Source organism: Desulfosoma sp. (assembly GCA_037481875.1).
Classification (GTDB): Bacteria; Desulfobacterota; Syntrophobacteria; order Syntrophobacterales; family DSM-9756; genus Desulfosoma.
Genome location: JBBFKY010000001.1, coordinates 568,854 through 594,705, shown reverse-complemented (window position 1 = coordinate 594,705; position 25,852 = coordinate 568,854). Strand labels below are relative to the sequence as shown.

Annotated in this window: 15 protein-coding genes and 1 tRNA gene; 8 read left to right on the top strand and 8 right to left on the bottom strand. The window is 52.8% G+C overall.

Going from position 1 to position 25,852, the window contains the following annotated elements:
- From WHS46_02630 to fbp, 7 genes are all read left to right on the top strand, one after another.
- Positions 1–677 (top strand): hypothetical protein (locus WHS46_02630; protein MEJ5347571.1); only part of this gene is annotated, 677 nt, incomplete at its 5' end.
- Positions 678–1,146: 469 nt separating this feature from the next.
- Complete coding sequence (locus WHS46_02625) at positions 1,147–1,491, top strand: metalloregulator ArsR/SmtB family transcription factor (GenBank protein ID MEJ5347570.1); 345 nt, start codon at positions 1,147–1,149, stop codon at positions 1,489–1,491.
- A gap of 21 nt (positions 1,492–1,512) precedes the next feature.
- Positions 1,513–1,977, top strand: a complete 465-nt coding sequence (locus tag WHS46_02620; GenBank protein ID MEJ5347569.1) for a DsrE/DsrF/DrsH-like family protein — start codon at positions 1,513–1,515, stop codon at positions 1,975–1,977.
- A gap of 743 nt (positions 1,978–2,720) precedes the next feature.
- Positions 2,721–5,927, top strand: coding sequence for an exodeoxyribonuclease V subunit gamma (recC, locus tag WHS46_02615; protein MEJ5347568.1), 3,207 nt, complete (start codon positions 2,721–2,723; stop codon positions 5,925–5,927).
- Between the two features lie 144 nt (positions 5,928–6,071).
- Positions 6,072–9,680 (top strand): exodeoxyribonuclease V subunit beta, encoded by a 3,609-nt coding sequence (recB, locus tag WHS46_02610; protein ID MEJ5347567.1) that lies wholly within the window; start codon positions 6,072–6,074, stop codon positions 9,678–9,680.
- 10 nt (positions 9,681–9,690) lie between these two features.
- A complete protein-coding gene (gene recD, locus WHS46_02605) occupies positions 9,691–11,826 on the top strand; it encodes an exodeoxyribonuclease V subunit alpha (GenBank protein MEJ5347566.1) in 2,136 nt (711 codons plus the stop codon).
- Positions 11,827–12,290: 464 nt separating this feature from the next.
- On the top strand, positions 12,291–13,424 hold the full coding sequence (gene fbp / locus WHS46_02600) for a fructose-1,6-bisphosphate aldolase/phosphatase (GenBank protein ID MEJ5347565.1): 1,134 nt from the start codon (positions 12,291–12,293) through the stop codon (positions 13,422–13,424).
- A gap of 391 nt (positions 13,425–13,815) precedes the next feature.
- On the opposite strand, the gene WHS46_02595 is transcribed toward fbp, so the two are convergent.
- The 8 genes from WHS46_02595 to rnc form a co-directional block, all read right to left on the bottom strand.
- Positions 13,816–13,893 (bottom strand) — tRNA-Pro (locus tag WHS46_02595).
- A gap of 158 nt (positions 13,894–14,051) precedes the next feature.
- The gene (locus tag WHS46_02590; protein MEJ5347564.1) at positions 14,052–15,455 is read right to left on the bottom strand and encodes a sigma-54 dependent transcriptional regulator; all 1,404 of its coding nucleotides are present in this window, start codon (positions 15,453–15,455) and stop codon (positions 14,052–14,054) included.
- Between the two features lie 45 nt (positions 15,456–15,500).
- Positions 15,501–17,753, bottom strand: coding sequence for an ATP-binding protein (locus WHS46_02585; protein ID MEJ5347563.1), 2,253 nt, complete (start codon positions 17,751–17,753; stop codon positions 15,501–15,503).
- Between the two features lie 9 nt (positions 17,754–17,762).
- Complete coding sequence (locus WHS46_02580; protein ID MEJ5347562.1) at positions 17,763–18,341, bottom strand: DUF4390 domain-containing protein; 579 nt, start codon at positions 18,339–18,341, stop codon at positions 17,763–17,765.
- A gap of 99 nt (positions 18,342–18,440) precedes the next feature.
- Positions 18,441–19,382 (bottom strand): UDP-3-O-acyl-N-acetylglucosamine deacetylase, encoded by a 942-nt coding sequence (gene lpxC / locus WHS46_02575; protein ID MEJ5347561.1) that lies wholly within the window; start codon positions 19,380–19,382, stop codon positions 18,441–18,443.
- 450 nt (positions 19,383–19,832) lie between these two features.
- Complete coding sequence (locus WHS46_02570) at positions 19,833–20,663, bottom strand: DUF6125 family protein (protein ID MEJ5347560.1); 831 nt, start codon at positions 20,661–20,663, stop codon at positions 19,833–19,835.
- Positions 20,664–20,684: 21 nt separating this feature from the next.
- Positions 20,685–24,464: a PAS domain S-box protein gene (locus tag WHS46_02565; protein MEJ5347559.1), complete on the bottom strand. Its 3,780-nt coding sequence runs from the start codon at positions 24,462–24,464 to the stop codon at positions 20,685–20,687.
- Positions 24,461–25,186 (bottom strand): ribonuclease III, encoded by a 726-nt coding sequence (gene rnc / locus WHS46_02560; protein MEJ5347558.1) that lies wholly within the window; start codon positions 25,184–25,186, stop codon positions 24,461–24,463. The genes WHS46_02565 and rnc overlap by 4 nt, the downstream gene beginning before the upstream one ends.
- Positions 25,187–25,294: 108 nt before the next feature.
- On the opposite strand from rnc, the gene WHS46_02555 reads away from it, so the two are divergent.
- A complete protein-coding gene (locus tag WHS46_02555; protein ID MEJ5347557.1) occupies positions 25,295–25,846 on the top strand; it encodes an HAD family hydrolase in 552 nt (183 codons plus the stop codon).
- Positions 25,847–25,852: the final 6 nt, after the last annotated feature.

Sequence of the window (25,852 nt, the reverse complement as noted above, 5' to 3'; positions counted from 1 at the left end):
GTGAGGAATTGACCCAATCCATTCAAGGCACTCGAGAAGAACTGACACGGTCCATCCATGGCGTTCGTGAGGAGTTGACCCAGTCCATTCACGGTGTTCGTGAGGAATTGACCCAATCCATTCAAGGCACTCGAGAAGAACTGACACGGTCCATTCATGGCGTTCGTGAGGAGTTGAATGGATTCCGTAAGGAGCTTGTCCAGCGCATAGAAAGCGTCCGTGAGGAACTCACCGACCGTATCGATGGCGTCCGAGGCGAACTGACCCAGCACATAGAAAGCGTCCGCGAGGAGCTGACCCAGCGCATAGAAAGCGTGCGTGAGGAACTCACCGACCGTATCGATGGCGTCCGAGGCGAACTGACCCAGCACATAGAAAGCGTCCGCGAGGAGCTGACCCAGCGCATAGAAAGCGTGCGTGAGGAACTGACCCAACGCATCGATGGCGTCCGTGAAGAGCTCTCGCAACGGATGGATGAGCTTCGAAGGGATCTTGGCGGGCGAATCGATAAAAACACTGAACGAATCGATCGAAGCAACGATCGGATCGATGAAACCAATAGATACATAGGCAGACTTTATGAGGTGATCGTGCGGCGGGAAGAATATGCCAGCTTAGAACACCGAGTGATAAAACTGGAAGAAGACGTGGCTGAACTCAAACGCCTCGTAGCTTAGAAGGCGCTTTGCGGAAAGGGTGAGCGCCCTTTTGATTCTCTTCTTTTGGCGCCATCCTTGACGCTTTCCTCGCCCCCTAAAAACGATCGCCCGTCTCTGTTGCCAGACCAGTTCCTGGATTGTCCCTGCATCGTTTCTCCTCGAAAAACGACCGCGGCCTCTTTGGGTTCGTGGGGCCGAATCCTTGCCCGCTTGGTTCTTCAACTGGTCCTCAACGCTCCTTTGCCTTGGAAGTCTTGATCGAAAGCTATCGGAACTCTTCCTCTTGGTCTGAATTTCTTGCGCGGATGACTTTTCACGGACGGTGAACATCGGGATGGCCTGATGAACTCGATGTTGCGGTGATCCGCACAGATCCTGGTCGTTCCCAATCTTTAAAACATCAAAAAATTCTTGACGGAGCTCAATAATTAGAGTATTAGAACATAAAAATACTTTAACATAACAGAACGGCATCGGTGGAGAAAGTATGACGGTTTCGTTTCGACATGAACGTCTGGAAAAGGCTGCGGAAATGCTTCGAGCCGTAGCGCATCCGGTGCGCCTCAGCATTTTGCAGGTCTTGGAAGACGGGGAAAAGAATGTCACGGAAATCTGTCAAAGGGTGGGATCAGCTCAAGTCAACACCTCCCAACATCTGAATCTTTTGAAATCACGGGGTATTTTGGCTTCCAGAAAGGAGGGAACACAGGTTTTTTACCGGATCGCCTTTCCAGGAGTTCTGAAAATCATTCAGTGCGTGTGCGCTCAAGAAACCGAATCCCCTGCACCCGACAACGACTCTGCGGCCGAAGGGGAGCATCGGGAAACTTGAAACCGAAGGAGGACATATCTTATGGCGGATCAAGGTCAGAAAAACCCTGAAGAAAAGATCTCTTGCACTTTTATTTGCAGCCGGGACACGCTAGACGGCGCTTATCCTTCGTTGGTCCTCGGTTTGAATGCCGTCCGTCTCGGTATGGAAGCCACCATCTTTTACACTTTTATGGGAATCAACGTGATTCGTAAGAATTACCAAGACAAATGCCGATTTATTCCGCCCGGGCCTCTGGGGGCAATTCCCGGCATGTCTGCCATGGCCACCAAAATGATGCGCCAAAAGATGGACGCCGCCCACATCCCTTCCCTGGGGGAATTATTGGAAATGGCTCAGATTGAAGGCATCCGGCTTGTGGCCTGCAAGATGACCGTCGACATGATGGGGCTTTCTCAGAACGATTTTATTGACGGTGTCGAGATACAGACGGCTGAAGACTATTTGAAGCATGCCATTCATTGCCGGATCAACATGTTTACGTAAAGTTTGCGGCAAAGATAGGGAGTGGACGGCTGAAGGGCGGACATGTCGGTCCGCCCTTACTGTTCATGCACTAGAGTTTATGTGCCGCAGTCTATGCGCCGCAGTTTATGTGCCCTAAGAGAATAGTTGGGCACATCCCCAGGGTTGCTCCGAACCCACAGGCCCTTACAGAAAGACAACCGTTTGGATTCTCGCTGAGAATCGAGTTGTTACCATCAATGGGGAGGTTATCGTTCGATGGTGCACTCGTAGACGCTGCCATTGGAAACCGGGCCGAGGACGGGTTCCGATAAGCTGATGCCACCATGAAGCATGCCCGCTACGCTTTCAAGGAGGGAGGATAAGGAGAGCTGTTTCGCATCCCCTAAGGTGGCGGAAAAGGCTGTCCAGGCCTTGTGGCTGTGCAAGGGCCCCGAGTTCTTGGGATAGACGGTTCCCGTTCGGCGTAAAGGGCTCCACTATGGGCTTGGAGAATTTCCCAAGTATAGAACTTCTCTTGAAACCAAGAGGCGACGGTTTTCCTGGAAGGTCTGGCCTTCCACCCGCTTTTTGTGCAGCTGGACACCTGCACCCCTAAGGGAAACTTTCTTTTGGATAAGGACTTCGAGGTCGTTTAGGTGGCGTGTTGACCAAAATCGTGGGCAGAAGCCCGAAGAAGATATGGTAGAGTGCCGTCTTCGAAAACACGGCGTCAACCCTCTCTGTGCCGAGCTCTGACACCTCGCATGGAAAGGCCTTCGAACATGTGGCGCATTGTGCAGAGTCAAAGAATCGAAAAGCTTTTTCAAGCCCTTTTACGCGACCTGCAGGAACCTCTTGACGACCCCATGACCCCTGAAGTGGTGGTGGTGCAAGACATGGGCACGGCGCGATGGCTCACGCACCAGTTGGCCCGACATCAAGGGATTGCGGCTCATGTGCAGTTCCTTGTCCCCGCAGCCTTAGTGGATCTTGTCTACAGGGCCTGGCTTGGGGAAGATGAATCCGCAGCAAAACATGAAGATTCCTGGAGCTGCTTAGACCTTACCTGGCGCATCTTCAAACTGCTTCGCACTTATAACCTCGATCCAGAATTTCAGGAACTTCGGCACTACTTGGACGCCGATCCATCAGGGTTGAAACGGTATCAGTTGGCGGCCCAAGTCGCCAGGGCTTTTGACCGTTATCTGGTGTATCGCCAGGATATTTTGCGTTCCTGGGAAACTGGGGAAGATTCGGATTGGCAGGCCCATCTTTGGCGAGCTCTGGTCCATGAAAATCCCGTACCCCACCAAGCCCAAAGGCATCTTCAGTTTCTGAAGGCTGTTGGAAACGGAAGCGGTCCGCTACGGCCCGAAAGACTTCCTTCACGCGTCAGCCTGTTCGGGGTGGCCTTGATTGCCCCAGTACACTTGGAAGTCCTTGATGTTCTCGCATCCAAAGTGGATGTAAGGCTCTATTTCATGAACCCGAGTCGCGAATATTGGGGTGACATTCCAGCCCTGAGAGCCGATCCTGTCGGCAAAGATCTCTCCTGGCATCAGGAAAATGGATGTCGTCATGGTATCGGGATCAATCCTTTGATGATGTCGTGGGCTTTGTCGGGCTGTTTCCTTTTTCGTCACATTCAGGATATTCAGGGTAATGATGAGGACTTCCTTGAGGATTTTGAACCGACCACACTTCTTGAAGCGGTACAGCATGATATCTACAATTTCAGAGATCGTCGGACACCCAATCCAGAAGAGCGGCTGCCAGCGCTCGATCTGAATTCTTTGCAAATCCATGCCTGTCACAGTCCCATGAGGGAAATTCAAGTCCTCCATGATCATCTGGCGCATCTACTGGAAACCCTACCCGGCCTTACTCCGGAAGATGTGGTGGTCATGGCGCCGGACATAAATGTCTATGCGCCTTACGTGGAAGCCGTTTTCGGCACGCGCGATAATCCCAGGCTTCCATGGAACATTTCGGACCGAAAGTCTGTGGAAGAAGATCCGGTGCTTCAAAGAATCCTGGATCTTCTTCGATTGCCGCACTGGCGCTGCACGGCGTCTGATATCTTGTCGCTTCTAGAAATCCCTTCCATTGCCACCCGGTTCGGTTTCGATGAAAAAGGGTTGGATCGAGTCCGATCATGGGTCCTTGAGGCTGGAGTTCGCTGGGCGTTGGACGCTGCCATGCGCGAGGAAATGGGTCTTCCTCGAGATACCTCCCACACATGGCGTATGGGGCTGGACCGCCTCCTTGCCGGGTACGCTCTGCCGCCTCAGGAACTTTTCTGGGGCGACGTACTCGCCTATCCCGATGTGGAAGCCTCGGACGCTCCGTGGCTCGGGGGCCTTCACGATCTTCTGGACGCGATCCGCACGTGGCGCCGGATCCTTCAAATTCCCAAATCCCCTCAGGAATGGCAGCTTCACGGCAACGCTCTTCTAGACGCCTTTTTTCACCCCGATGCCCAGGAATCTCTCGATCGCTTTCGACAGGCTCTCGACACCTTCGCTTCGGCCGCCCATAAAGCCGACTGCTCGGAACCCCTATCCGTCGAAGTGGTTCGACCCCATTTGGAAAGTCTTCTTGCGGAATCCCCAAACATTCGCCGATTTCTGACCGGAGGCATCACCTTTTGCAACTTGGTCCCCTTGCGCTCCATTCCCTTCCGTGTGATGTGCATCTTGGGCATGAACGACACCGATTTTCCTCGAACCGAACGTCTTCCCGAATTCGACCTATTGGCTCGAAGCCCAAGACCCGGCGATCGACGGCGTCGTTTTGAAGACCGATACCTCTTCCTTGAGGCTCTCATGTCGGCAAGGGATGTTTTCTACGTCAGTTATATCGGGCGGGATATTCGGGACAATACTTTGAAGGCACCCTCGGTGGTGGTTTCGGAACTCCTGGATTATGTGGAACAAAGTTACCGAGCCGAAAATGGATCCCTTGTGGACCACATCGTGCGCTTTCATTCGCTTCAACCTTTCAGCCCTCGACTCTATGACGGCTCCAGTCCTCAACATTTTTCTTATGACACCTTGTGGCTTCACGCAGTGCAAGCTCGGGAACAATCGGATGTTCCTCCCTTTGTGGATAAAGAATTTTCCCTTCCCGTACTTTCCGTGAAAGAAGTGGCTTTGGAGGACCTCATTCGATTCTTTGATAACCCTTCCGCCTGGTTCTTGGAGAAACGATTGGGACTGGCTGTTTCCCGAAAAGCAGAAACCCTTGAAGACGAAGAACCCTTCATCGTGGATGGCTTGGTAGGGTACTGGATGAATGTGGAAATTCTTGAGGGTTTGCTTCGAAAGGAAAGCCCCGAGGCATTACGGCAAAGATTGAAAGGTCGAGGCTGGTTGCCTCATGGTGTGGCCGGTGATCTTTGTTTCCAAGAAAAGTACGAGGCCATGCACGAAATGGCTCGCAAGGTTTTGGAGCATCGAGGAACGTCACCGCGGGTGGTGGAAGTGGACATTCCAATAGGAGACATAAGAGTGCGCGGTTGGTTACCGAATGTGACGGAACGGGGACGTTTGGTGTACCGGCCGGCCTCCATTAAGGCCAAGGACCGTCTGAGGCTTTGGATTCAGCATCTGGCCTTGTGTGCCGCCCGTCCCTCGGGGGTGGCCCTTGAAAGTCTTCACATTGGTATGGGGAACAGGGAATTCCTTCGTTTCAATCCCGTGGAAAATCCGGAAAAATATCTAGAGGATCTTGTGGATCTTTGGTTTCAGGGGCAACAGCGTCCATTGCCCTTTTTCCCTGAATCCAGTTGGGCCTATGCCAAAGAGTCCAACGGAGCCCCTGTCTTGGTTCCCCCGGCACGCCTCTGCGGGAAAACGTGGAAGGATGAATATTACGAAAGAGGCGACGCCTACGACGTGGCTGTTCAAATGGCTTTCCGAGGGCTTGAGCCTCTGGACGAAGCTTTTGCGCAGGTGGCTTGGAAGGTCTTCGGGCCCATCGTTTTATGAAGCGAGAAAAAAAGGAGACTTTCTAGCGGCCCTTCAAAGAACTCGCATTACCAAGGTCCTTAATGCCATATCAAGGTAGCAGAGAGGCGACACCTCGCCCATACAAATCCCAACCAATTTAGGTGAAAATTTTAGGATGATCCCATGACACAGCCTCTCGATCCTTTACTGCTCCCCCTGGAAGGTGTTCGGCTTATCGAAGCCAGCGCCGGTACAGGGAAAACTCATAGCATTGTGACCCTCGTGCTCCGCCTTCTCGTAGAAAGACGGTTGCCCATCGGCCAGATCCTCGTGGTGACTTATACCAACGCCGCCACGGAAGAACTGCGAGTTCGCATTCGGCAGCGCCTCCACGGGGCTTGGCGGGAGGTGTCCACGGGTCGATGGAACGATCCCATGTTCGCCCCCTGGGTGTCTCAAAATAACTCGGAAAAAGAAAACCTGCCCTGGCTTCTCATGGAAGCCGCCTGCCGTATGGATGAAGCGGCTGTTTACACCATGCATGGTTTCTGTCAGAGGATTCTTCAGGAATTTGCTTTTGCTTGCGGCGTGCCGTTCGACTGGGATGTCCTTCCCGAGGATAAGGCCCTTGTGCGGGAAGCGGTTGCCGATTTCTGGCGTCACATCATGAAGGACGCCGAAGAGGAAAAGGCCCAATGGCTTCTGAGCACGTGGAAGGGTCCGGATGGACTTCTGCAAGATCTTTCGGCACTGCGAAGTGTTGTCCCTCCAAAGATTTTTCCTGAACTATCCTCTGAAAGTGTTCGAAATTTCGCTGATGCCAAGTCGCTTTTTCAGGAGATTCGTAACACGTGGCAAAAGGATCGGGACCATATCGCAAAAATTCTTAAAGATCACAAGGCGCTAAATCGCCGTTTCTACAGGGTCGACACCGTGGAAACCCTTCTGACGACCATGGACACCCTGGCCGACACCGCAATCACTCCCATACCCCTGCCGTCGCCTCTTGAAAGGCTCAGCTCATCGTTTCTGGCCCAAAAAGTCAAAGCGGGCGCGGCCCCTCCGTCCCATCAAATTTTTGATCTCTTTGACCGTTACCTCCAGCTACAGAAAGAAATCCTCGAGGGCCAACGTACTGTGATCCTCAAAGCTGCCGATGATTTTGTGCGTCAAGCGCTTTCCCGTCGCAAAGACCTGGAACGCGTGTTGGGGTTTGACGACTTGGTGCAACGGGTGGATGAGGCCCTTTCAGGCCCTTACGGGGCGGCTCTTTCCGAAAAAATTCGTCAAAAGTATCCGGTGGCCCTCATTGATGAATTTCAGGACACAGACCCTCTTCAGTACCGCATTTTTGAGAAAATTTATGGTTCATTCGAGGCTCCTTTCTCCATGTGCCTTATCGGGGATCCGAAACAGGCCATTTACAGCTTTCGAGGTGCCGACATTTTCGCCTATATGCGTGCCAAACGGAACACCGGCCCTGCCAACACCTACACCATGGACACCAATTGGCGTTCCTCGTCACATCTGGTCCATGCCATCAACCATCTCTTTTCCAGGCACCCTTACCCTTTCATTTTTCATCAGGACATTCCTTTTTATCCGGTCCGTAGCGGCCCCGAAGCTGACAAGACACCTTTACGTCTGCATGGAAAAGTCCCACCCGCCGTGCAAATTCGCTTTTTACCTTGCCAGGGTCTCGATTTGACGAAAGATGGCTCGATCACCGTAGATGCAGCCGTCGAGGCGGCCGCTTCCGACTGCGCGGCCACCATCGTGGAATGGTTGAATCTTTCTCAACAAGGACTCCTGACCATCGGGGAAGAGCCGCTCAGGGCTCGAGACATAGCCGTGTTGGTGCGTTCCCATCGAGAAGGCCGTCGGATTCAGGAAGCCCTGCGTCAAAGAGGTGTGGCCAGCGTCAGCTTACAGCGGGACAGTGTTTTTAGGTCTCTGGAAGCCACAGATCTTTTGGCCGTTCTCGAGGCGATAGCGGATCCCGTCGATGAACGCCGCCTGCGATGGGCTCTGGCTACGGAAACCCTCGGCTGGAATGCTCGTCGACTGAGTACCCTGGACAGCTATGAAACCCTGATGGAAGATGTGCAATCTCGATTCCACAGGTATCGAGAAATCTGGAATCGTCATGGTTTTCTCGCGGCTTTCATGACACTGCTCAAGGAGGAAGGCGTGCCCGTGCATGTGCGGGCTCTTCCCGCCGGGGAAAGACGTCTGACAAATCTCCTGCATCTTGCAGAACTTTTACATCGGTCAAGTCAGAGCTATCCCGGAGTCGACAGACTGCTCCGTTGGTACAAAGACCGGCTGCAAGAAGAGAACGCTCCGGAAGAAGAACAATTACGGCTGGAAAGTGATGAAAACCTGGTGCAGGTGGTCACTATTCATAAAAGCAAGGGGTTGGAATACCCCGTGGTCTTCCTGCCTTTTCCGTGGAATCTCAGAAGAACGAAAAAGGACAAAGATTCCAAAATCGTAAGGTTTCATGACGCGAAGGATCTTTCGCCATGTGTGGACCTGGGATCATCCGAAATAGACCAGCACCGAATACAAGCGGAACGAGAAGAAATGGCCGAATACATGCGCCTTCTCTACGTGGCGCTGACCCGCGCCAAATATGTGTGTGTCACCTGGTGGGGACGCGTGAGCCTGGCTTCCGAGTCCGCCATGGCGTATCTCTTGTTCCCTGAACCTGGCGTCGATCGATGTCAAGAAACAGCACGAAGCATCATGGACCAGTTTTCCACAGACGAAGACTCCAGCAAGAATGACGAAAAGCTGCGGAAAAATCTGGAAGCCATAGCGCAGTCTTCTTCAGGCGTGATCGCTGTGGAAATAGCTGATTGGCAAAGGCAAGAACGCCTTCGCAGCGATCGGGAAAGAAAACCCGTGTATGAGGTGAAAAGGTTTCAGGCGGTTTTGGGACTTCCATGGCGGGTCACAAGTTATTCTCATTTGACCACAGGCGCCGAATCCCACACTCCCGACTACGACGGCGTTCTTGTGGACGAGAGCCCACTCGAAGAACCCTTTGAACAAATCGAGCCCATTTTTCTTTTTCCTCGAGGCACTCGAGCAGGTCAATGCCTCCACGAAATCTTTGAAAAAATAGATTTCGCTACGTTGACGCCTCAAGATCTGGAACCCGTCATTGCCGACACTTTGTCTCGACATGGTCTTGAACAAAGCTGGCACCATCCTGTTCTTCAAATGGTGTGCAACGTTCTAGAGACCCCTCTGGTTCACGGAACCGAATCCCTGAGCCTTCGTGACATTGCTTTTAAAGATCGGTTCCACGAATGGGAATTTCATTTTCCTACAGGGGCTCTGAACCCCGATCGTTTGTATCGGGCTTTGCAACATGTGGATTTTTACGAAAAGTCTGTCAAAGGGCTTCAGTTTGAGTCCGTTCATGGGTTGGTTCACGGTTTCATCGATTTGGTTTTTCGTTACCGTGGCCGCTACTTCATAGCCGACTACAAGTCCAACCATTTGGGAAATCGCGTGGAAGATTATGGCTCGGAACAACTGGAATCGGCCATGCACAAACATCGGTATCCTCTTCAGATGCTTCTTTACACCGTGGCTGTGCATCGATTCCTTGGATTACGTCTTCCTCGTTATGATTACGACACCCATTTTGGTGGTGTCTTTTACTTGTTCCTTCGGGGTATGCGCCCCGAGAACAAAGGGATTACCGGCGTCTTTTACCATCGGCCCGAAAAACCTGATGTGCTCCGTTTAAGCGCCATGTTTTCAGAAAGCACCGGGTAGGAAAGGACCCATGAAAGACACTCTGGATACTTTGGTGCGCCTCGGCATCTTACGTCCTCTGGACCGGCATTTTGCTCTATGGGTCTCCGCACAAGATGCCGACGACATCAAGAACGAAGTGGCCCTGGCCGCGGCTTTGGTAAGTCTTCGAGTCAGCCAAGGCGATGTCTGTCTCGATCTTGAAGATCTTGCGGAAAACCGTCTTCTTGACAATGTGGGAACGATTAACATTGAGGCTTTGAACCTTCCCCCGAAAAGATCGCCTACAGCCTGGATCCAGACCCTGGCCCGGTCCCGAGCCGTGTTTCATGTTTCGAATGTTTTTCAGGATCACGACTCTGACGCCTGGCAACTTATGGGGCTGGAAGCTCCAACGAAAAAGACTCCAAAAGCTTGTCCGACAGGGGAGTTGGGCGATGGTTTCCCTGGGAGCACGGGATTTATGCCTCCCATATCTACGGACGGGATGCCACCACTCAGGGGGATGGATCCAGGCTCTTATAAGCATTCTGGAAACAGCCCAGTTCACACACAGCCATTACCTTTTTTAAAGCCCTTGGTGTTGGACGGCTCTTTGCTGTATCTGGCACGCTACTGGTATTATGAATGGGATGTGGCGCGCCGTCTGAGGAAACTCGCCCAAGGTTGGATCGACGACATCCCTCCGGAATCCGTACGTTCGGCCATCCATCACGTCTTTCCGCCTGCATCTTCAGAAGAGGAAGTGGATTGGCAACGCGTTGCCGCAGCCGTCGCTGCCATGAAAAGGCTTTGCATCATTTCCGGGGGCCCAGGAACAGGGAAAACATATACGGTGACCGGCATCCTCGGTGTCCTGCAACATTTGTCCCAACGTCCCTTGCGTATCGCCTTGGCCGCCCCGACGGGCAAAGCGGCGGCCCGTATCACTGAATCCTTGCGAAATTCTCTGAAGTCTTATGCACACGGGGGTCAGTGGCTGGAACATCTTCCTCAGCAAGCCATGACCTTGCATCGGCTTTTGGGAGTCCGCCAGGGTCGATCCGTTCCTCGATACAATCCGGAAAATCCCCTGCATCTGGACGTCCTTATCGTGGACGAAGCTTCCATGATCGATCTTCCTCTCATGGCTCATACGGCGGCGGCCCTTCCCCCTCATGCCCGTTGGATTCTGCTCGGTGACAAAGATCAGTTGGCGTCTGTTGAAGCTGGGAATGTGTTTTCGGACTTGTGTGGTCGATTCAGGAAGGACCAAGCGGGCGACGATCCCAATCCTATTCGGCGAGGTCGAGTATGGAAAGACAAAGTCGAAGCGGCCACGGGAATGAAACTTCCCGAAGAATCTCCTTGCCCGAATCTTTCGGTGTCCCCGTTCGGCGAATGCATAGTTTTTCTGGAAAAGAACTATCGGTTTTCCAAGGACGGCGGCCTGGGACACCTGGCAGAATGCATTCGATCCGGTGCCGGAGAATCCTGGCCGATTCCTGTGGTTGCGTGGAGTGCTTCCCACAAAACAACGGCTCTGAATAACCCTCAATTGTGTTGCCGTTGGGTTCGAGAACAGGAACTTCGGCAAGCCCTTCGAATCGTGGTGGAACAAAATTTTTCAAAGGTTCCAGGGGCTGGAAGCCTTGATGAGGCTTCGCTAAGGTTGGAATCTTTCCGTATCCTGTGCGCCGTCAGAGAAGGTCCCTTTGGCGTGACGACCATAAACGAGATTGTGGAAAGCCTTTTGGCGGAGCTTGGGCATATTCCTCAAGGAACGCGGTATTACCAAGGAAAACCTTTAATCGTCCTTGAAAACGACTATGATGTGGGCCTCTTTAACGGCGATGTGGGGCTTTTGTGGCCGGACCCTGTCACTCAGCGTCTTATGGCCTGGTTTCGCCAGGTCGATGGAACTCTTAAAAAAGTTCCTGTCTCACGACTTCCCGCACACGAAACCGCCTATGCCATGACGGTACATAAATCCCAGGGGTCGGAGTACACCCGCGTGTTAGTCATCTTACCCGATCGGGATGTCAAAGTCCTCACCAGGGAGCTCTTGTATACGGCTGTGACCCGTGCCACGGAGAGCGTCGAAATCTGGGCTCATGAAAGCATTCTCCATAGCGCTTTGCGACGTGTCACGGAACGCCGATCAGGTCTCGGTTTTCGACTCTGGTAGCCCGAAGCGTAGAAAATCTTCTCGACGTCTTTGGTCGTGTAATCGTTATGGTGGAGTCCATACGGGTACGGCGCACCGTGCTTCTGGGCTATGGCTTGTGACTCATGAAGAGTTTTCGTAAACCTTGCTGGTGTCGAAGATGTTTTTGTGTTATGCATACCCTGAATCTAGATCTTCGACAGGCTTTTTAGGAAAAGCTCTCGAAGCGGGAAAGGTTTAGGAATTTCACTGCGGCGGTTCCTGTTCCAAAGCTTTCTGAATAGACGTACGCATCAACACGCTTCTGCGCACTTGTCTTGCCCCTGATCCGGTTCTGTCCTCGGGCATCTTCTTCTATCCTTTGGTCATGGTTTGATTTAGTGGGGTTCGGCTTTCCGCCATCTCATCAGATTGAACGCCTCTGGATTGTGGGGACCGAAGCGCCCCGTTGCCGAGTTCACATTTCAACCCAAGGGAGGTGGGCTATGAGGACGACATTGACAGCCATCAAGGCGGACATCGGCAGCGTTGGAGGTCACATTCAACCCAGCCGCAGGCTGTTGGAAGCGGTTGTGGGACATGTGAAACAGCATCATCGGGGAATGCTCATTGATTTTCGGGTCACTTACACAGGAGACGACATCGCCATCCTGTGCACCCACACGGGCGGGGTGTGCAATGAGGAAGTGCATCGACTGGCCTGGAACGCCTTCAAGGCCGGAACGGATGTGGCGAAGGATCAAGGTCTCTACGGAGCGGGCCAAGACCTGCTTAAAGATGCCTTTGCGGGCAATGTTCGTGGTTTAGGCCCTGCCGTGGCCGAAATGGAGATCGAGGAACGGACCGCGGAACCCTTTCTGTTTTTCGCGGCCGATAAAACAGATCCCGGGGCTTACAACCTGCCGCTCTATCTGGCCTTTGCCGATCCCATGTATTGTTCCGGGCTCATTCTTTCCCCAAGCATGTTTCAAGGCTTTTCTTTTACAATCATGGATGTCAATCATGTGGAAGCTGACCGCATTATCACTTTAAACGCTCCGGAAGATCTCTACGATATCGCCTCTCTGCTTCGGGATCCTGAAAGGTTTGTGATCGAATCCATTCATTCTCGGGAGACCGGGGAACAAGCTGCGGCGGTCAGCACTACGCGACTACACAACATTGCTGGAAAATACACGGGAAAAGATGATCCCATCATGCTGGTGCGCGTGCAAGGGGCTTTTCCCGCCACGGGGGAAGTCTTGGCGCCGTTTAATCTGGGAGCCTACGTCGCCGGATTTATGCGCGGCAGCCACAACGGACCCCTAATGCCCGTGAAGCAAAACACGGGAACATCCTTCTTCGATGGCCCCCCTATTGTTTCCTGTGCCGCTTACTGCGTTCACAAGGGGCGTCTGACCAGCGCCGTGGACGCCTTTGACCATCCCTACTGGGACCGAGTCCGGCAAAAAATTTCCGACAAGGCCACGGAAATCCGTCGTCAAGGCTTTTTCGGAAACGCCATGCTGCCTTACGCCGAATTGGAATACGGCGGGATTGTGCAGAAACTCAAAGACCTTGAACACCGTTTTCAGATTCGAGGACGAGATGTGAACGAAAGCACCCCTGAAAAGCCCTAGGTATTGTGTGAGCTTTCAGTTCATGTTCCGGTGTGGATCCCTAAGGTAAGCCCTTCGCGATCTATTTTTGAAAAGTGGGGAACAACTGAAGGGGCTGACAGAAATGTCCGCCCCGAAAGACTATGTAATCACACCGAAAATCAGCCGTATGCACCGTGATGGATTGGTCTGGGCGTCCCTGGAAACCGATTGCCGCTCCGTGGACGCGTGCTTCCCATCCCTGACAGGCCCTTCCCAGTGGGATTGCATGCATGGAAGGCAGGAATGAAAGATAGCGGTTCGCGGCTGATGCTCCGAGGATGGAATGCGTGCAACAATGGGGTTTGTTATTGCCTAGGTTCCAATAGGCGTTTCTAAAAATGAGGAGAAAACCGCAAAATATAGAGTCCACTGGTCGGGACGGGCGGATTTGAACCGCCGACCCCTAGCTCCCCATGCTAGTGCGCTGACCAGACTGCGCTACGCCCCGACAGTGTCGCGCACTCTTAGCACCAAAACCCCAACCATGTCAAGGGAACCTCACCGTACATCTTCGGTTCCCGTCATGAGGGTTAGACTTGCCATCTACCGCCGCCGGGAACGAGCTTGCTATTCGGCACCGAACATCTTCGGTTCCCGTCATGAGGGTTAGACCTGTGCCGAACGGTTTTCACCGTCTTCTTCCGTCTCATGAGTCGGCCGCAACCCCAAAGCCTTCATTTTTCGATGCAGGTGAGTTCTTTCCAAGCCGATATTTTGGGCGGTCAGCGACACGTTCCAGTCGAATTCCTTGAGTTTTCGCCAGAGGTATTCCCTTTCGAAGGAAAACCGGGCTTCCTTGAAGGTGGCATGCTGAAAGGGATCATTTTTCGGCGCATCGTCACCCAGTTGTCGCAGAAAATCTTCAGGCAGATCCTTAAGGGTAATGGTGCGTGAAGGGGTCATGATCACCAAACGTTCCACAAAGTTTTTCAATTCCCTGACATTTCCCGGCCATGCATAGCGGCTCAATACCGGATACACTTCCGGTGCAAGGACCTTGCGACCCATGGAACTCTCTCGAGAAAACTGTTCCAAAAAATCTTCCACCAACAAGGGAATGTCCTCCAACCGTTCCCTTAGAGGCGGCACATGAATGGGGATGACATTCAGCCGAAAATACAGGTCCTGACGAAATCTTCCCGCCTTGATTTCCTCGGTCAGATCCTTGTTGGTGGCGGCCACGATACGCACATCGACGCGAATGGTTCGAGATCCTCCAACCCTTTCAAAGGATTGTTCCTGAAGAATACGCAATATCTTTGCCTGAGTCTTGAGGCTCATGTCCCCGATTTCATCAAGGAACAAGGTTCCTCCGTCCGCCAGGTCGAATTTACCTCGCCGTCTTTCCTGAGCCCCGGTAAACGCCCCTTTTTCATGCCCGAACAATTCACTTTCAATCAGTTCTTCCGGAATGGCGGCGCAATTAACTTCAATGAGGGGCTTTTGCCTTCGAGGGCTGAGATAGTGAATGGAACGAGCGGCCAGTTCTTTGCCCGTCCCGTTTTCCCCGGTGATGAGCACGGTGGCGTTGCTGGGAGCCGCCCGTTCGATAAATTCGCGCAGACGTACGATGGCCGGGCTTTGACCCGTAATACGATAACGTCTTTCCGCCTTTTGACGCCATAGCAGATTTTCCGATTCCAAACGGGAAACCTGCAAGGCGTTCTGAAGACTCACCAGTACCCTTTCCAAAGACAGGGGCTTTTCCACAAAGTCAAAGGCTCCCATGCGGGTCGCCCGCACCGCCGTTTCTATGGTGCCGTGACCGGAAATAATGATCACAGGAAGCGCCGGGTACGTTTCCTTGATCCGCTGCAGCACCTCCAAACCGTCCATCCCTGGAAGCCATATATCCAGGAGCACCACATCGGGAAATTCTTTGCGTAGTTCCTCCAGAGCCGATTCTCCGGAAGCGGCCGACACCACTTCATAGCCCTCGTCTTCCAAAACTCCCTTGAGCGATCGAACAATGTTCGGTTCGTCATCCACCACCAGAACCTTGATTCCCATGGCGTCCCCCGCCGTCCCGTCTTTTTGGAAAAGCGCCTTAAATGGTCAGATCCAGTTTTGAGTCTCTTCACCAAAGGTTGCAGCCAGTTCTATGATAAACACCGTTCCATGCGGCACATTGTCTCGAATCCGCACAAAGCCGTGATGATCCGCCACAATCTTGGCCACAATAGCCAAACCCAATCCCATCCCCTTTTCCTTGGTGGAGAAGTACGGTTCAAAAACCCTTCCTTTGGCTTCGGAAGACAGTCCTGGACCCGTATCCGCACATTCCAGGCGTGCGATTCTGAGAATGGGATCGTAATCCAGCCGAATCTCCACGTCCCCTTCCCGACCGTCAAGCGCTTGCACGGCGTTTTCCAAAAGATTATTCAAAACTTGGCGAAACTGATCCGAATCCAAAAAAAGGATCGGAAAATCTTCGCTGGATTTCAGCTGAAACCGAATGTTTCCGTGGGTGTGTCGGTATAAAGCCAAGGCTTCCTGAGCCAGAACCCTCAAGTCACACGGCTGCGGTCGTGCTTCCGGCATGCGGGCGAATTGCGAAAATTCATTGACCAGCCGTTTCATATGATCCACTTGCTGAATAATGGTTTCCGTGCATTCATTGACCACCGCATCTCCACCCTGTTCATCTGTTCCATAACGGCGGCGTAATCTCTGGGCACACAGTCGAATGGGGGTAAGGGGGTTTTTGATTTCATGGGCGATACGACGCGCCACTTCTCTCCAAGCCGCGGCCCTCTGCGCCCTTTGCAGTTCACTCAAGTCATCCAGCACCACCACGGCACCCTGAAGCTTCTTGTTTTCATCCAGCAGGACACTGACTTTAACCAACAGGCTCAGAAGACGGTTTCCCACCAGCACCTGCACCTGCTTTTCCATGTAGGTTTGGCGGCTGATTCGATAAAGCCTGAGAAAAGACTTCACCACTTCCAAATGCTCCGGCTGGAGAAAATTCCTGTAATGCTTTCCCGTGATTTCTTCAGCTCGTATGCCGGACATCTGTTCCGCTGCCTTGTTCATGGCCTGCACGGTGCCATCTGCGGCCACGCCCACAACCCCGGCTCCAATGTTGCCCAAAACAATTTCCATGTATCGGCGGCGTGCTTCCAACTCTTGGTGGCTTTGCTGCAGAGCCTGATAAGCCTTCGTGAGCTGTTCTCGACTCGCTCTCAAGTCGCGTACCATGTGGTTAAACGACACCATCAGAAGCCCCATCTCGTCTTCCCGGTCCACATGAAGGCTCACATCCAGATTCCCGTGAGCCACCTGGTTCGTGGCGGTCAGCAAGCTTTGAATGGGACCGGTGATATGGCGTGCCAGGTACAATCCAAACCAGATGGCGGCAAAAGCCACCAGCAACGTCACAATGGAAAAGGTGATCAAGTAGGTGGTTTTCAAGGGGGCTTTAAAGAGTTTCAATTGCCGATAGTTTTGATAACCCTGAACCACCGTGTTCAGCTTGGCCATGAGGTCTGAAGGAAGCCTTCGAAGCACCCCCAAAGACTTGGGGGCGTGAGGATCCTCACCTTGGACTTCTAGATGATCCCAAACGAGGAGAGCATCCCCGAGTTCTCCCATGGCCAGAGGGACCCCTTCCGTTTGGACTGTCACATCCTTGAGTCGATCCCGAACCGTCTGCGCCAACGTCGCCTCGAACCTTGACCACTCGGGATTTCCCCAAGCCACATCCAGCAACCTTCCTTCAGCATCCACGAGAAAGACCGCGGCAAGCTGGTGACGTTCCCAGAACAACGGCGGTATTTGAAGAGCCAAGGAGCCGTCTTCTCGTTCGGAACCATGAGAAAATATTTCCGCCGACACCGTCTTTAGTTCTGCAAGCGCATCCCGATGGACCTGTCGAAGATATCCTCTACCCAATTCCAGGCTTTGCGCTAAAGATTGCTCCACCTTGTTACTGAACCAATAGTTGAGACTCAGGGACATAAACTGCACGGCTATGGCAAAGAGTGGAACAGTAGGAATCAAGGTCAGGGCCACAAAAGCCAGGGTAAGACGCGTGCGCAACTTGTGGCCCAGCACCCCTTTTTTTCGCTCAAACACAAGCTTCACGATCTGACGAATGACCAGGTAGAGGAGCAGAAGCAGCAGGATCAGATTGACATTGACGAGAACGATAAGGAGCACGTTACTGAACAGGGACAGTTCGGATTTGTAGTGAAAGAACCATCCCTGAAAGAAACCCAAGACCAGGACAAGAGACAAAACCGTAAAAATCACGGCCCTTTCGCGTCGACGGCGCCGGCGAATCATGGCAGTGTCTTGGGACGTCATGACGGCATCTCAACGGGTCGGGGAGTGGGTATAATACGCGGTCACCCAGGGTGTTTCGAAATCCCAGAGGCTTACGAAGACAAAAATATATCGTAAAAAGTTCGGCACCTGAGCTTTAGATAATTCCGCTTTGACTTGGACCAAGTACGTTTGATCCGAAGCCAGACGCCAGAGAGCCATGACAGGAAAGTCACGAATTTCACTCATCCAGATCTTGGCTTCTTCCCAGTCCTTTGTGGAAAGCCATGAGGTGGGCTCATCCGCCCGGGACACCAGGTACTGTTCATGCAAGGTATCGTAGCGAATGGTGCGCTCCACCGAAGCATCCACAAGACGTTCGCGTAACCATGGCAAACCATCCTTTTCAACACGAACACGAATACGAAAGGTGGTGGCCACTCCGCTTTGAATAGCCTGTTCCATGTCTTCATTGAAGCAATTGTCGATGCGAAAGCTGATCTTAAGGGTAGGAGGGTCCGCAAAGACCTTCAGGTCAACGATATCCGCTGTATTTCGGGACCATACAGGATCGACGGCCGCCAAAGTGAGCCACAGGAAACAACCAGCAAAAAAAAACGCTTTGCGCATCGCGTTCGACCCTTCCCCTTTATGGTTTTCCTAGGCGAAGGATTCTAGCGAAGGCGCTCAGCGTTGACAAGTCAATAGGCCGAAACCTTGGCCCCCCTTTCAGACAGACAAAACAGGTGGTTTCCAGGAGAGGTTTGGGCGGGGCGGCATCGCCCTTCCAGAATGGACCGCCGCAACAGCCGGGATGAAACGCACATATCCGGGTCGCTCACACAGGGCTCTCAACAGACGATTGTGCAGAGCATGCCCCGCCTTGTAAGCTTCAAAAGTTCCAAAGACCGGAAACGGGCACAGCCCCAAATCACCCACAAAATCCAGCACCTTATGCCGGACGCATTCATCCCGATACCGAAGCCCCTCTGGATTAAGGACATCCAGATCGTCAAAGACCACGGCGTTTTCCAAAGAACCTCCCAAAGCCAAGCCGCGACTTTGCAGGCTTTGTACGTCCCTCAAAAACCCAAAGGTGCGTGCGCACGCCACTTCCCTCGCAAAAGATCCAGGATCAAAGGACCAGACATAAGCCTGGCGCCCTACCAAAGGATGCGGAAACTCAATAGTGTAGCAAATACGCAACTCATCGGACGGAAACACCTTGATGTAGGCGTCCCCTTGACTCACCATAAACGGATGATCAATCCGCAAGCACTTTTTCGAAACCTTCTGGTCCTTGACGCCCGCGTCTTGAAGAATATCCAAGAAAGGTTTCGCGCTGCCGTCTAAAACCGGCATTTCCGCCCCATCGATTTCCACCCGCACATTGTCCAATCCGACCACCCGCAAGGCCGCCATGAAATGTTCCACCGTGGACACGCACACCCCGTTTTTGCCGATCACGGTGGCCAAGGATGTGTCCACCACATGGTCATAACGGGCGGGGACGCTCGGAGATCCCGGCATATCCACGCGGTAAAAGATCACGCCGTGGTCGGGAGGCGCGGGACAGAGCCTGACATGCACACAAGCCCCCGAATGCAGGCCCGTCCCGCTGAATCGCACTTCCGCTTGAATCGTATGTTGCGTGAAAAGGTCATAGCGCACTGGTCTCTTCCTCCTCGACGATTCTGCTAGAGCAAGCGGTGTACCAGAAGACCCTTTCCCTTGAGCAGAGGCGGGGTTTTTCTTACATAGCTGTAAAGTCAAGGTTTTCGTGGTGGAATGAGGGCCTCCGGTGAGGTCTTCACGGTCGTCGGGTGTGGCGAAAAAAGCACACGACCCTTGGGAGTGTATCCTTTTTGCAACGCAACCCGTCCTCACGGCATGACCCTCCACAAATCCGCTGGGTCTTGTGAGGCGGCACCGTTGTGTGCCCCTTGATCTGCTCCCAAACCTCGGGCCTTTGGGACGCACATATGGGGTTGTCCCCACAAGGTGTTCCGTGTGGACCAGACAGGGAAATCACCGAGACCAGGCGTTCATCTCGGGGCGGACACTTGGGTCCGCCCCGACAGGAAAGGCCGAAGATCCGGTTTTTGAGAGTCCTGAGGGTTCCTATGCTTTTAAAGTGAATTTCCAGGCACACCACCAAGAATCCGGATGGGCATCAGGCGGGCACCCGACGCATTCGGTACGAATTCTTGGATCAATGGCTTCGGCGAAATAGGGGTATTCCACAAGGCCTGCCGATTTACAGGGATAGTCGGGAAGGCCCTTGCGTTTACGAGCCGCTTGCACACGGCAATCCACCATGCGAAAGATAAAACTATGATCGTCCACATCTTCGATGGTTTGGCGATTGATACGGGCGTAAAGGCGGTAACCCAGAGCGGCTTTAAGGCCGGCCAATCCAGGAAGCGGCTCCAGGCCCAAGAGTTTTTTAATGCGCAGGGCTTCATAGGGAGAAAATCGTGTCCAACACGTATCATTGCACCGTTTGGCCGCATCCATACCAAAGCGTTTTTCCACCGCCTGAAACCACACACCGTCATTGGCCAGCCAGTTGGTGCCCACAGCGTCCATGAGCTCCAACAGTTTGGTCTTGTCCAGGTTCTTAAGCGCCTTGGGGACATCGCCGTCCATTTCAAAGCCCAAAACCTTTGACAACCTTTTAAGAATAATGGAAAAAGCGGCATCTCCGGCTTCCGCTTCCACCTCCATGGCCTTGATCATTCCCAATTGGTATTCCACTTCACGAAACCAACATCCGTAATGCACCAGCGTGCGCCGAAGCCCGTCCATCACCCAAGGAACCAGTTCTTCCGCCGTCAATTCTTCAAAACTCTTGATTGCCGATAGCTCACCCATGCGTGCCACCTCCCGTTCCAGAGTTTCCAGTATCCACCTCGCTTCCACAACGCCCACCAGAAAAGCACTCCCATCCATGGCTCAAAGAAAGCCGTCCGCTTAGCCCTTGTCCAAGGTTTCGCGAATTTTTTTCGCAAGATCTTTATACCCGAACGGCTTTGCCAAGAAGGACACTCCAGGGTCCAAGATCCCGTGATGGGCAACCACGTTGGACGTATACCCTGACATATAGAGGACTTTCACGCCAGCGCGTCCTTCTCGAACCTCGGTAGCCAGAGCCTTTCCGTTCATGTCGGGCATGATCACATCGGTCATGAGCAGATCTATGGTCCCGGAATATTCCTTGGCCAAGGCCGAAGCCTCCTTGGGATTTGCCGCCGCCAACACTTCGTAACCAAGATCCTCCAGCATGACTTTCGTCATTTCCAAGAGCACAGGGTCGTCTTCTACCAGGAGAACGGTCTCCCCTTTACCCCGCGGCACCTCATCCAAGGATGGCTCTTTAGCCGGGGTGGACACCTCTTCCGTCTCCCGTGGTAAATAGATTTTAAAGGTGGTTCCCACACCGGGCTCGCTGTACACATTAATGAAACCACGATTTTGCCGTACAATACCGTAAACCGTGGATAATCCTAACCCAGTTCCCTTTCCCAATTCTTTGGTGGTGAAAAAAGGCTCGAAAATCTTATCCAGAGTGTCCTTATCCATACCGCAGCCTGTGTCGGTTACGGCCAGCATGACGTAATCTCCGGGAATAAACTCCGCATGGGTCGCGCAGTAGTCTTCACCGATGGAAATGTTTGCCGTCTCCAAAGTTATGGTTCCAACACCTCCGATGGCGTCCTTAGCATTGACACATAGATTCGCCAGGATTTGATCTAACTGCACGGGATCCATCTTGACCTTCCATAAATGGGACCCTGGCTTCCATACCAAATTGATGTCTTCCCCGATGAGGCGCCTTAGCATTTTTAGGGTTCCCTCCACCGAAACATTCAAATCCATCACGATGGGCTCGATGATTTGTTTGCGGGCAAAAGCCAGCAATTGACGTGTGATGGACACGGATCGTTCCGCCGCTCGAGTGATTTCACGAATGTAGTCGGCAGCCAAGCTTTCCTTGGGAAGTTCTCTCAAAGCGAGATCCGCAAATCCCAAAATAATGGTGAGGCTGTTGTTGTAGTCGTGGGCCACTCCTCCCGCCAGGCGTCCCACAGATTCCAGTTTCTGAGCCTGGTAAAACTGCTGTTCCAACTGAAGCTTTTCCGTAATATCCCGCATGACGGCCACATAATTAACGACATTGCCTTCGGCATCCTTAACCGGCGTGATGGTAGTCTCTTCCGTATACAAGGTTCCGTCTTTTTTCTTGTTGACCAAGCGGCCTGACCATTTCTTTCCGGCCTTCAAGGTAGCCCACATATCGCGATAAAACGCCTCATCTTGAAGCCCGCTCTTTAAGATGGCGGGCTTTTGGCCAACCGCTTCCTCCCGAGTGTATCCCGTAACAGCCTCAAAAGCCGGGTTCACGTACTGAATGAAACCGTCGGCATCGGTGATGAGCATCACTTCACCGGCCTGCTCGATAGCAGTCAGCCACCGAGCCCGCTCGGCTTCCATTCTTTTCCTTCCGGTCACATCGTGAATGATGGAATGGAGGTACGGTTTTCCGTCCACATCAATGCGGCTGCTGTACACTTCCACGTCTCTTACGGATCCATCGGCAAGACGGTGCTGGAACTCAAAATAGCCCCGCCGTCCTTCCTTCACTTCTTTCATGCGTTCTTTGACGGCTTCTGGAGGCAACGTGTTGATCTGTTGAATGAACATACGCGTCAATTCTTCTTGGGACCAGCCGTAAAAATCCACCGCTGCTCGATTGGCGTCCACGATGTGTCCGTTCTGTGGGTCTATCAGGAGTTTCACGGCCTTGTGATCTTGAAAAAGGCTCTTGTAGCGGGCTTCACTTTGTCTGAGTTTTTCTTCGGCTTTGCGGTGTTCCACCACCTGATGGATGAAGCTGGCCAGCGTCTCGAGGGTTTCCGCATCCAACTGAGTATATTCGGAACTTTTATTAGCCAGGGCTAATAAGGCGCGGGGCTTGCCGTCCTGGATAACGGGCACCACGAGAAGACGCTCCACCGGTCCGTGGCCCTCGGGCATACCTCGCCCAACTCCCAAGGTTCTGCTGTCGTTTATGATCAAAGGCTTATGCGATCGAGCTGGTTCAGCCCACATTCCGGCGTGTTCCAAATGGCGATGACCGTCCGTGCAATTCTTTCCACAAAAATTTTCCGGCATTTTTTCGGACCAATAGACGCATTGAACTTCGTCGGTATCGCCAACCAAGGACACATAGAAACCTACGGCACTTTCCATAAGATCCGCCACATCCTGAAGAATCTTGGGTAAAATACGGTCAACGCCTTCGGTTTCGGATCGTTCCATCAAATCCAATCGAATCTCCATGATCCGTCTCGATAGCCTTTCACGGCTCTCATCCCTCAAGCAAAAGATAAAAGCCTTCGGTTCGCCGGATTGACTTTCCAGGGGAGAGACACTCACCGAGACGGGAATCGTTCGACCCGACCGATGCACGAGATAAAAAGAAGGAGCGGCGCTCCCATCAAATTCTTTCCTCGCCAGTCCTAAAAGGCCTTCGGGCACCGGTTTCTTTGCAGCATCCTGAATCGCAAGAATCTGGGACAATGTTTTCCCCATAACCTCATGAGCTGAAAAACCCGACAGCTTTTCCGCCTCCGGATTCCACACTTCCACACGGCCTTCAGGGTCCGTAGCGATGACCGCATCGCTCATGGCATCGAGCACGGCCGCTTGACGAGCCATGGATTTTCTTAGGTCGGATTCAGCACGATACAAGCGTTCATAGTAGGCCTTTTCGGCGCTTTGACGCGCCCCGAAAACCAGGACGATGAGAAAGGCAGTGAACCCTATAAAATGCCCCACAATCGATAGAGACATCTTACGCAAAGGAGCCTCTATTTCCTGGCGATCCATTTTGGCCACCAGAAACCAGGGAGTTCCTTTCACAGGCATGATGGCCGCCGTCACGGGAACACCGCGATAGTCGATCCCTTGAACCACACCTGTTTGGCCTCGAGCCGCCATGGCCGCCGGGAGATCCACTCGGTCCAAGGACAGGCGAAGACGAAAGGCCGCATCGGGTTTATGGCGCAAAGCATTCAGAAACACCACTTCGTTTCCTTCACGCCTCACCAGCAGCACTTCTCCCGTGGAACTGGGAACAGGCCATGCCTGTGTTATGGGGTTGATAAACCGCAAAGCTTTGGTCACCAGAAGAACTCCTCCTAAAGCTTCCACGGGTGTGGTTCCCCAGCCATAGACCGGCACGGCCACTGTAAGAAAGGCTTCATCGGTATCCAGATCGACATGCAGATCAGTCATGACGGGACGACCTGTTTTGAGCGCTTCTTCAAGAGCGGCAGCGTCATCCGAATGAACCTTCTGGGCACCGCTCAAAGCAAACCGAACTCGACCCTCTCGATCCAAGACAAGCACATCGTCCGCAACATGGCTGGTGGCCACGTATCGCAGGAGATCCTCCAGGGATTCCGTAATAGGGGCTTCCGCGTCCGCCAAAAAGCGCGTCAAATAGTCCCTGAAGAGGGTTGAATGCTGCAAAGCCGATGCATCATCTTTTTGGTCCTGAACCCAATTCGCAAGCTCTTCGGCTTTGAACTGGGCGATGGTCTCCAGGAAATGCGCCGTCTCTTTTTCATGGGCATTTTCATGAGTGAGATAGAACCATAGGAAACCGGCCCCAAAAGCTATGGCGGCCAAAACGCCCAAGAGGATCCACTTCAGTGAGACTTGGGGGAGATTCATTCCGGCTTTCATGGTTTCGCTTCTCCGGCCTTCAGAAAGCTTAAGGCTTTTCGTGCCGCATCCTGCTCCGCCGCCTTTTTGCTCTTGCCCACTCCTCGAGCCAGAAGCTTTCCTTCCACAGTGACAGTCACGTAAAACACTTTGTCGTGGTCCGGTCCTTCTTCCCGTTCCACGTCATACTGTGGCACCAACCTTTTTTGAGCCTGAGTGAGTTCTTGAAGTTGCGTTTTATAATCTTTGTCCAAACGGCGCAAAGGATCTTCTTCAGCGGTCACTTGTTCCAATTTTTCCTGAAAAAACCGGCGCACCACCTCAAAAGCGGCGTCCAAGCCACCGTCTAGGTAGACGGCCCCCAGCAAGGCTTCCACCGCATCAGCCAAAATAGACGGTTTCGTCCGTCCTCCGGAAACTTCTTCTCCTTTTCCCAACCGAATCAAGTTTCCCAGCCCAAGGTCCGTGGCAATGGCCGCCAAACTCCCTTCGTTGACCAAGGATGCTCGCATACGAGACAAGCTTCCTTCATCCGCTTCCGGAAATCGCATCCACAGCATGTGAGATATGGTGAGGCTCAAAACGGCGTCTCCAAGGAATTCCAGGCGTTCGTTATCCTCCATGCCCGAGTTCGCTTTTTCGTGGGCGTAGGATCGATGCACCAAAGCCTGATGCAACGTTTCAACGGATCGAAACTGGTACCCTAAGAGCTTTTCAAGATGGTAAAGGGATCTTGTGTTCACGCACTTTTCCTGTTAGGAGCGAAAGGGCCGTATCGTGGAAATTTGCAACGTGACATTTTTTTCTTAGAATGTGTTTATGTCAAGGCATGAAAGAGGCAAAAGGTTCCATTGATCATCTGGATAGCTCAACCGAATCCTTCACCGGGACCCTTTCTTTTTCTGGATCGGGACGGCATTCTCAATGAGGACCGTCCCGACTATATCAAGAACCGCGACGAGCTAGTTTTTTATGCCGATGCCCTGGAAGCCTTGCGATGGCTGAATGCGCGTGGTATTCGTGTGATCATCATCAGCAACCAATCCGCCCTGCATCGAGGTCTGGTGGACTGGCAAGAATTTTTTGCCATGCATCAACTCATGCTTGAGCAGGCGCGTTCAGCTCAAGGATGGATTGATGCAGCCTTTTATTGCCCACATCGGCCCAATGAAAGCTGTTCTTGCCGAAAACCGGCACCAGGTATGCTTTTGGCTGCGGCTTCTTACTTTCGTATTCCTCTCGCGGAAACGGCCTTTATCGGTGACAAGCTCAGCGATGTGGCCGCCGCTCAAAACGCCGGCTGTCTTCCCGTGCTTGTTCGGCGTTCTTCTAATCCCGTCAATATTCCTTCACACGTTCCTGTATACAATTCCTTGCTCGATGCTGTAATAAGGTTTTTGTAGCCTTGT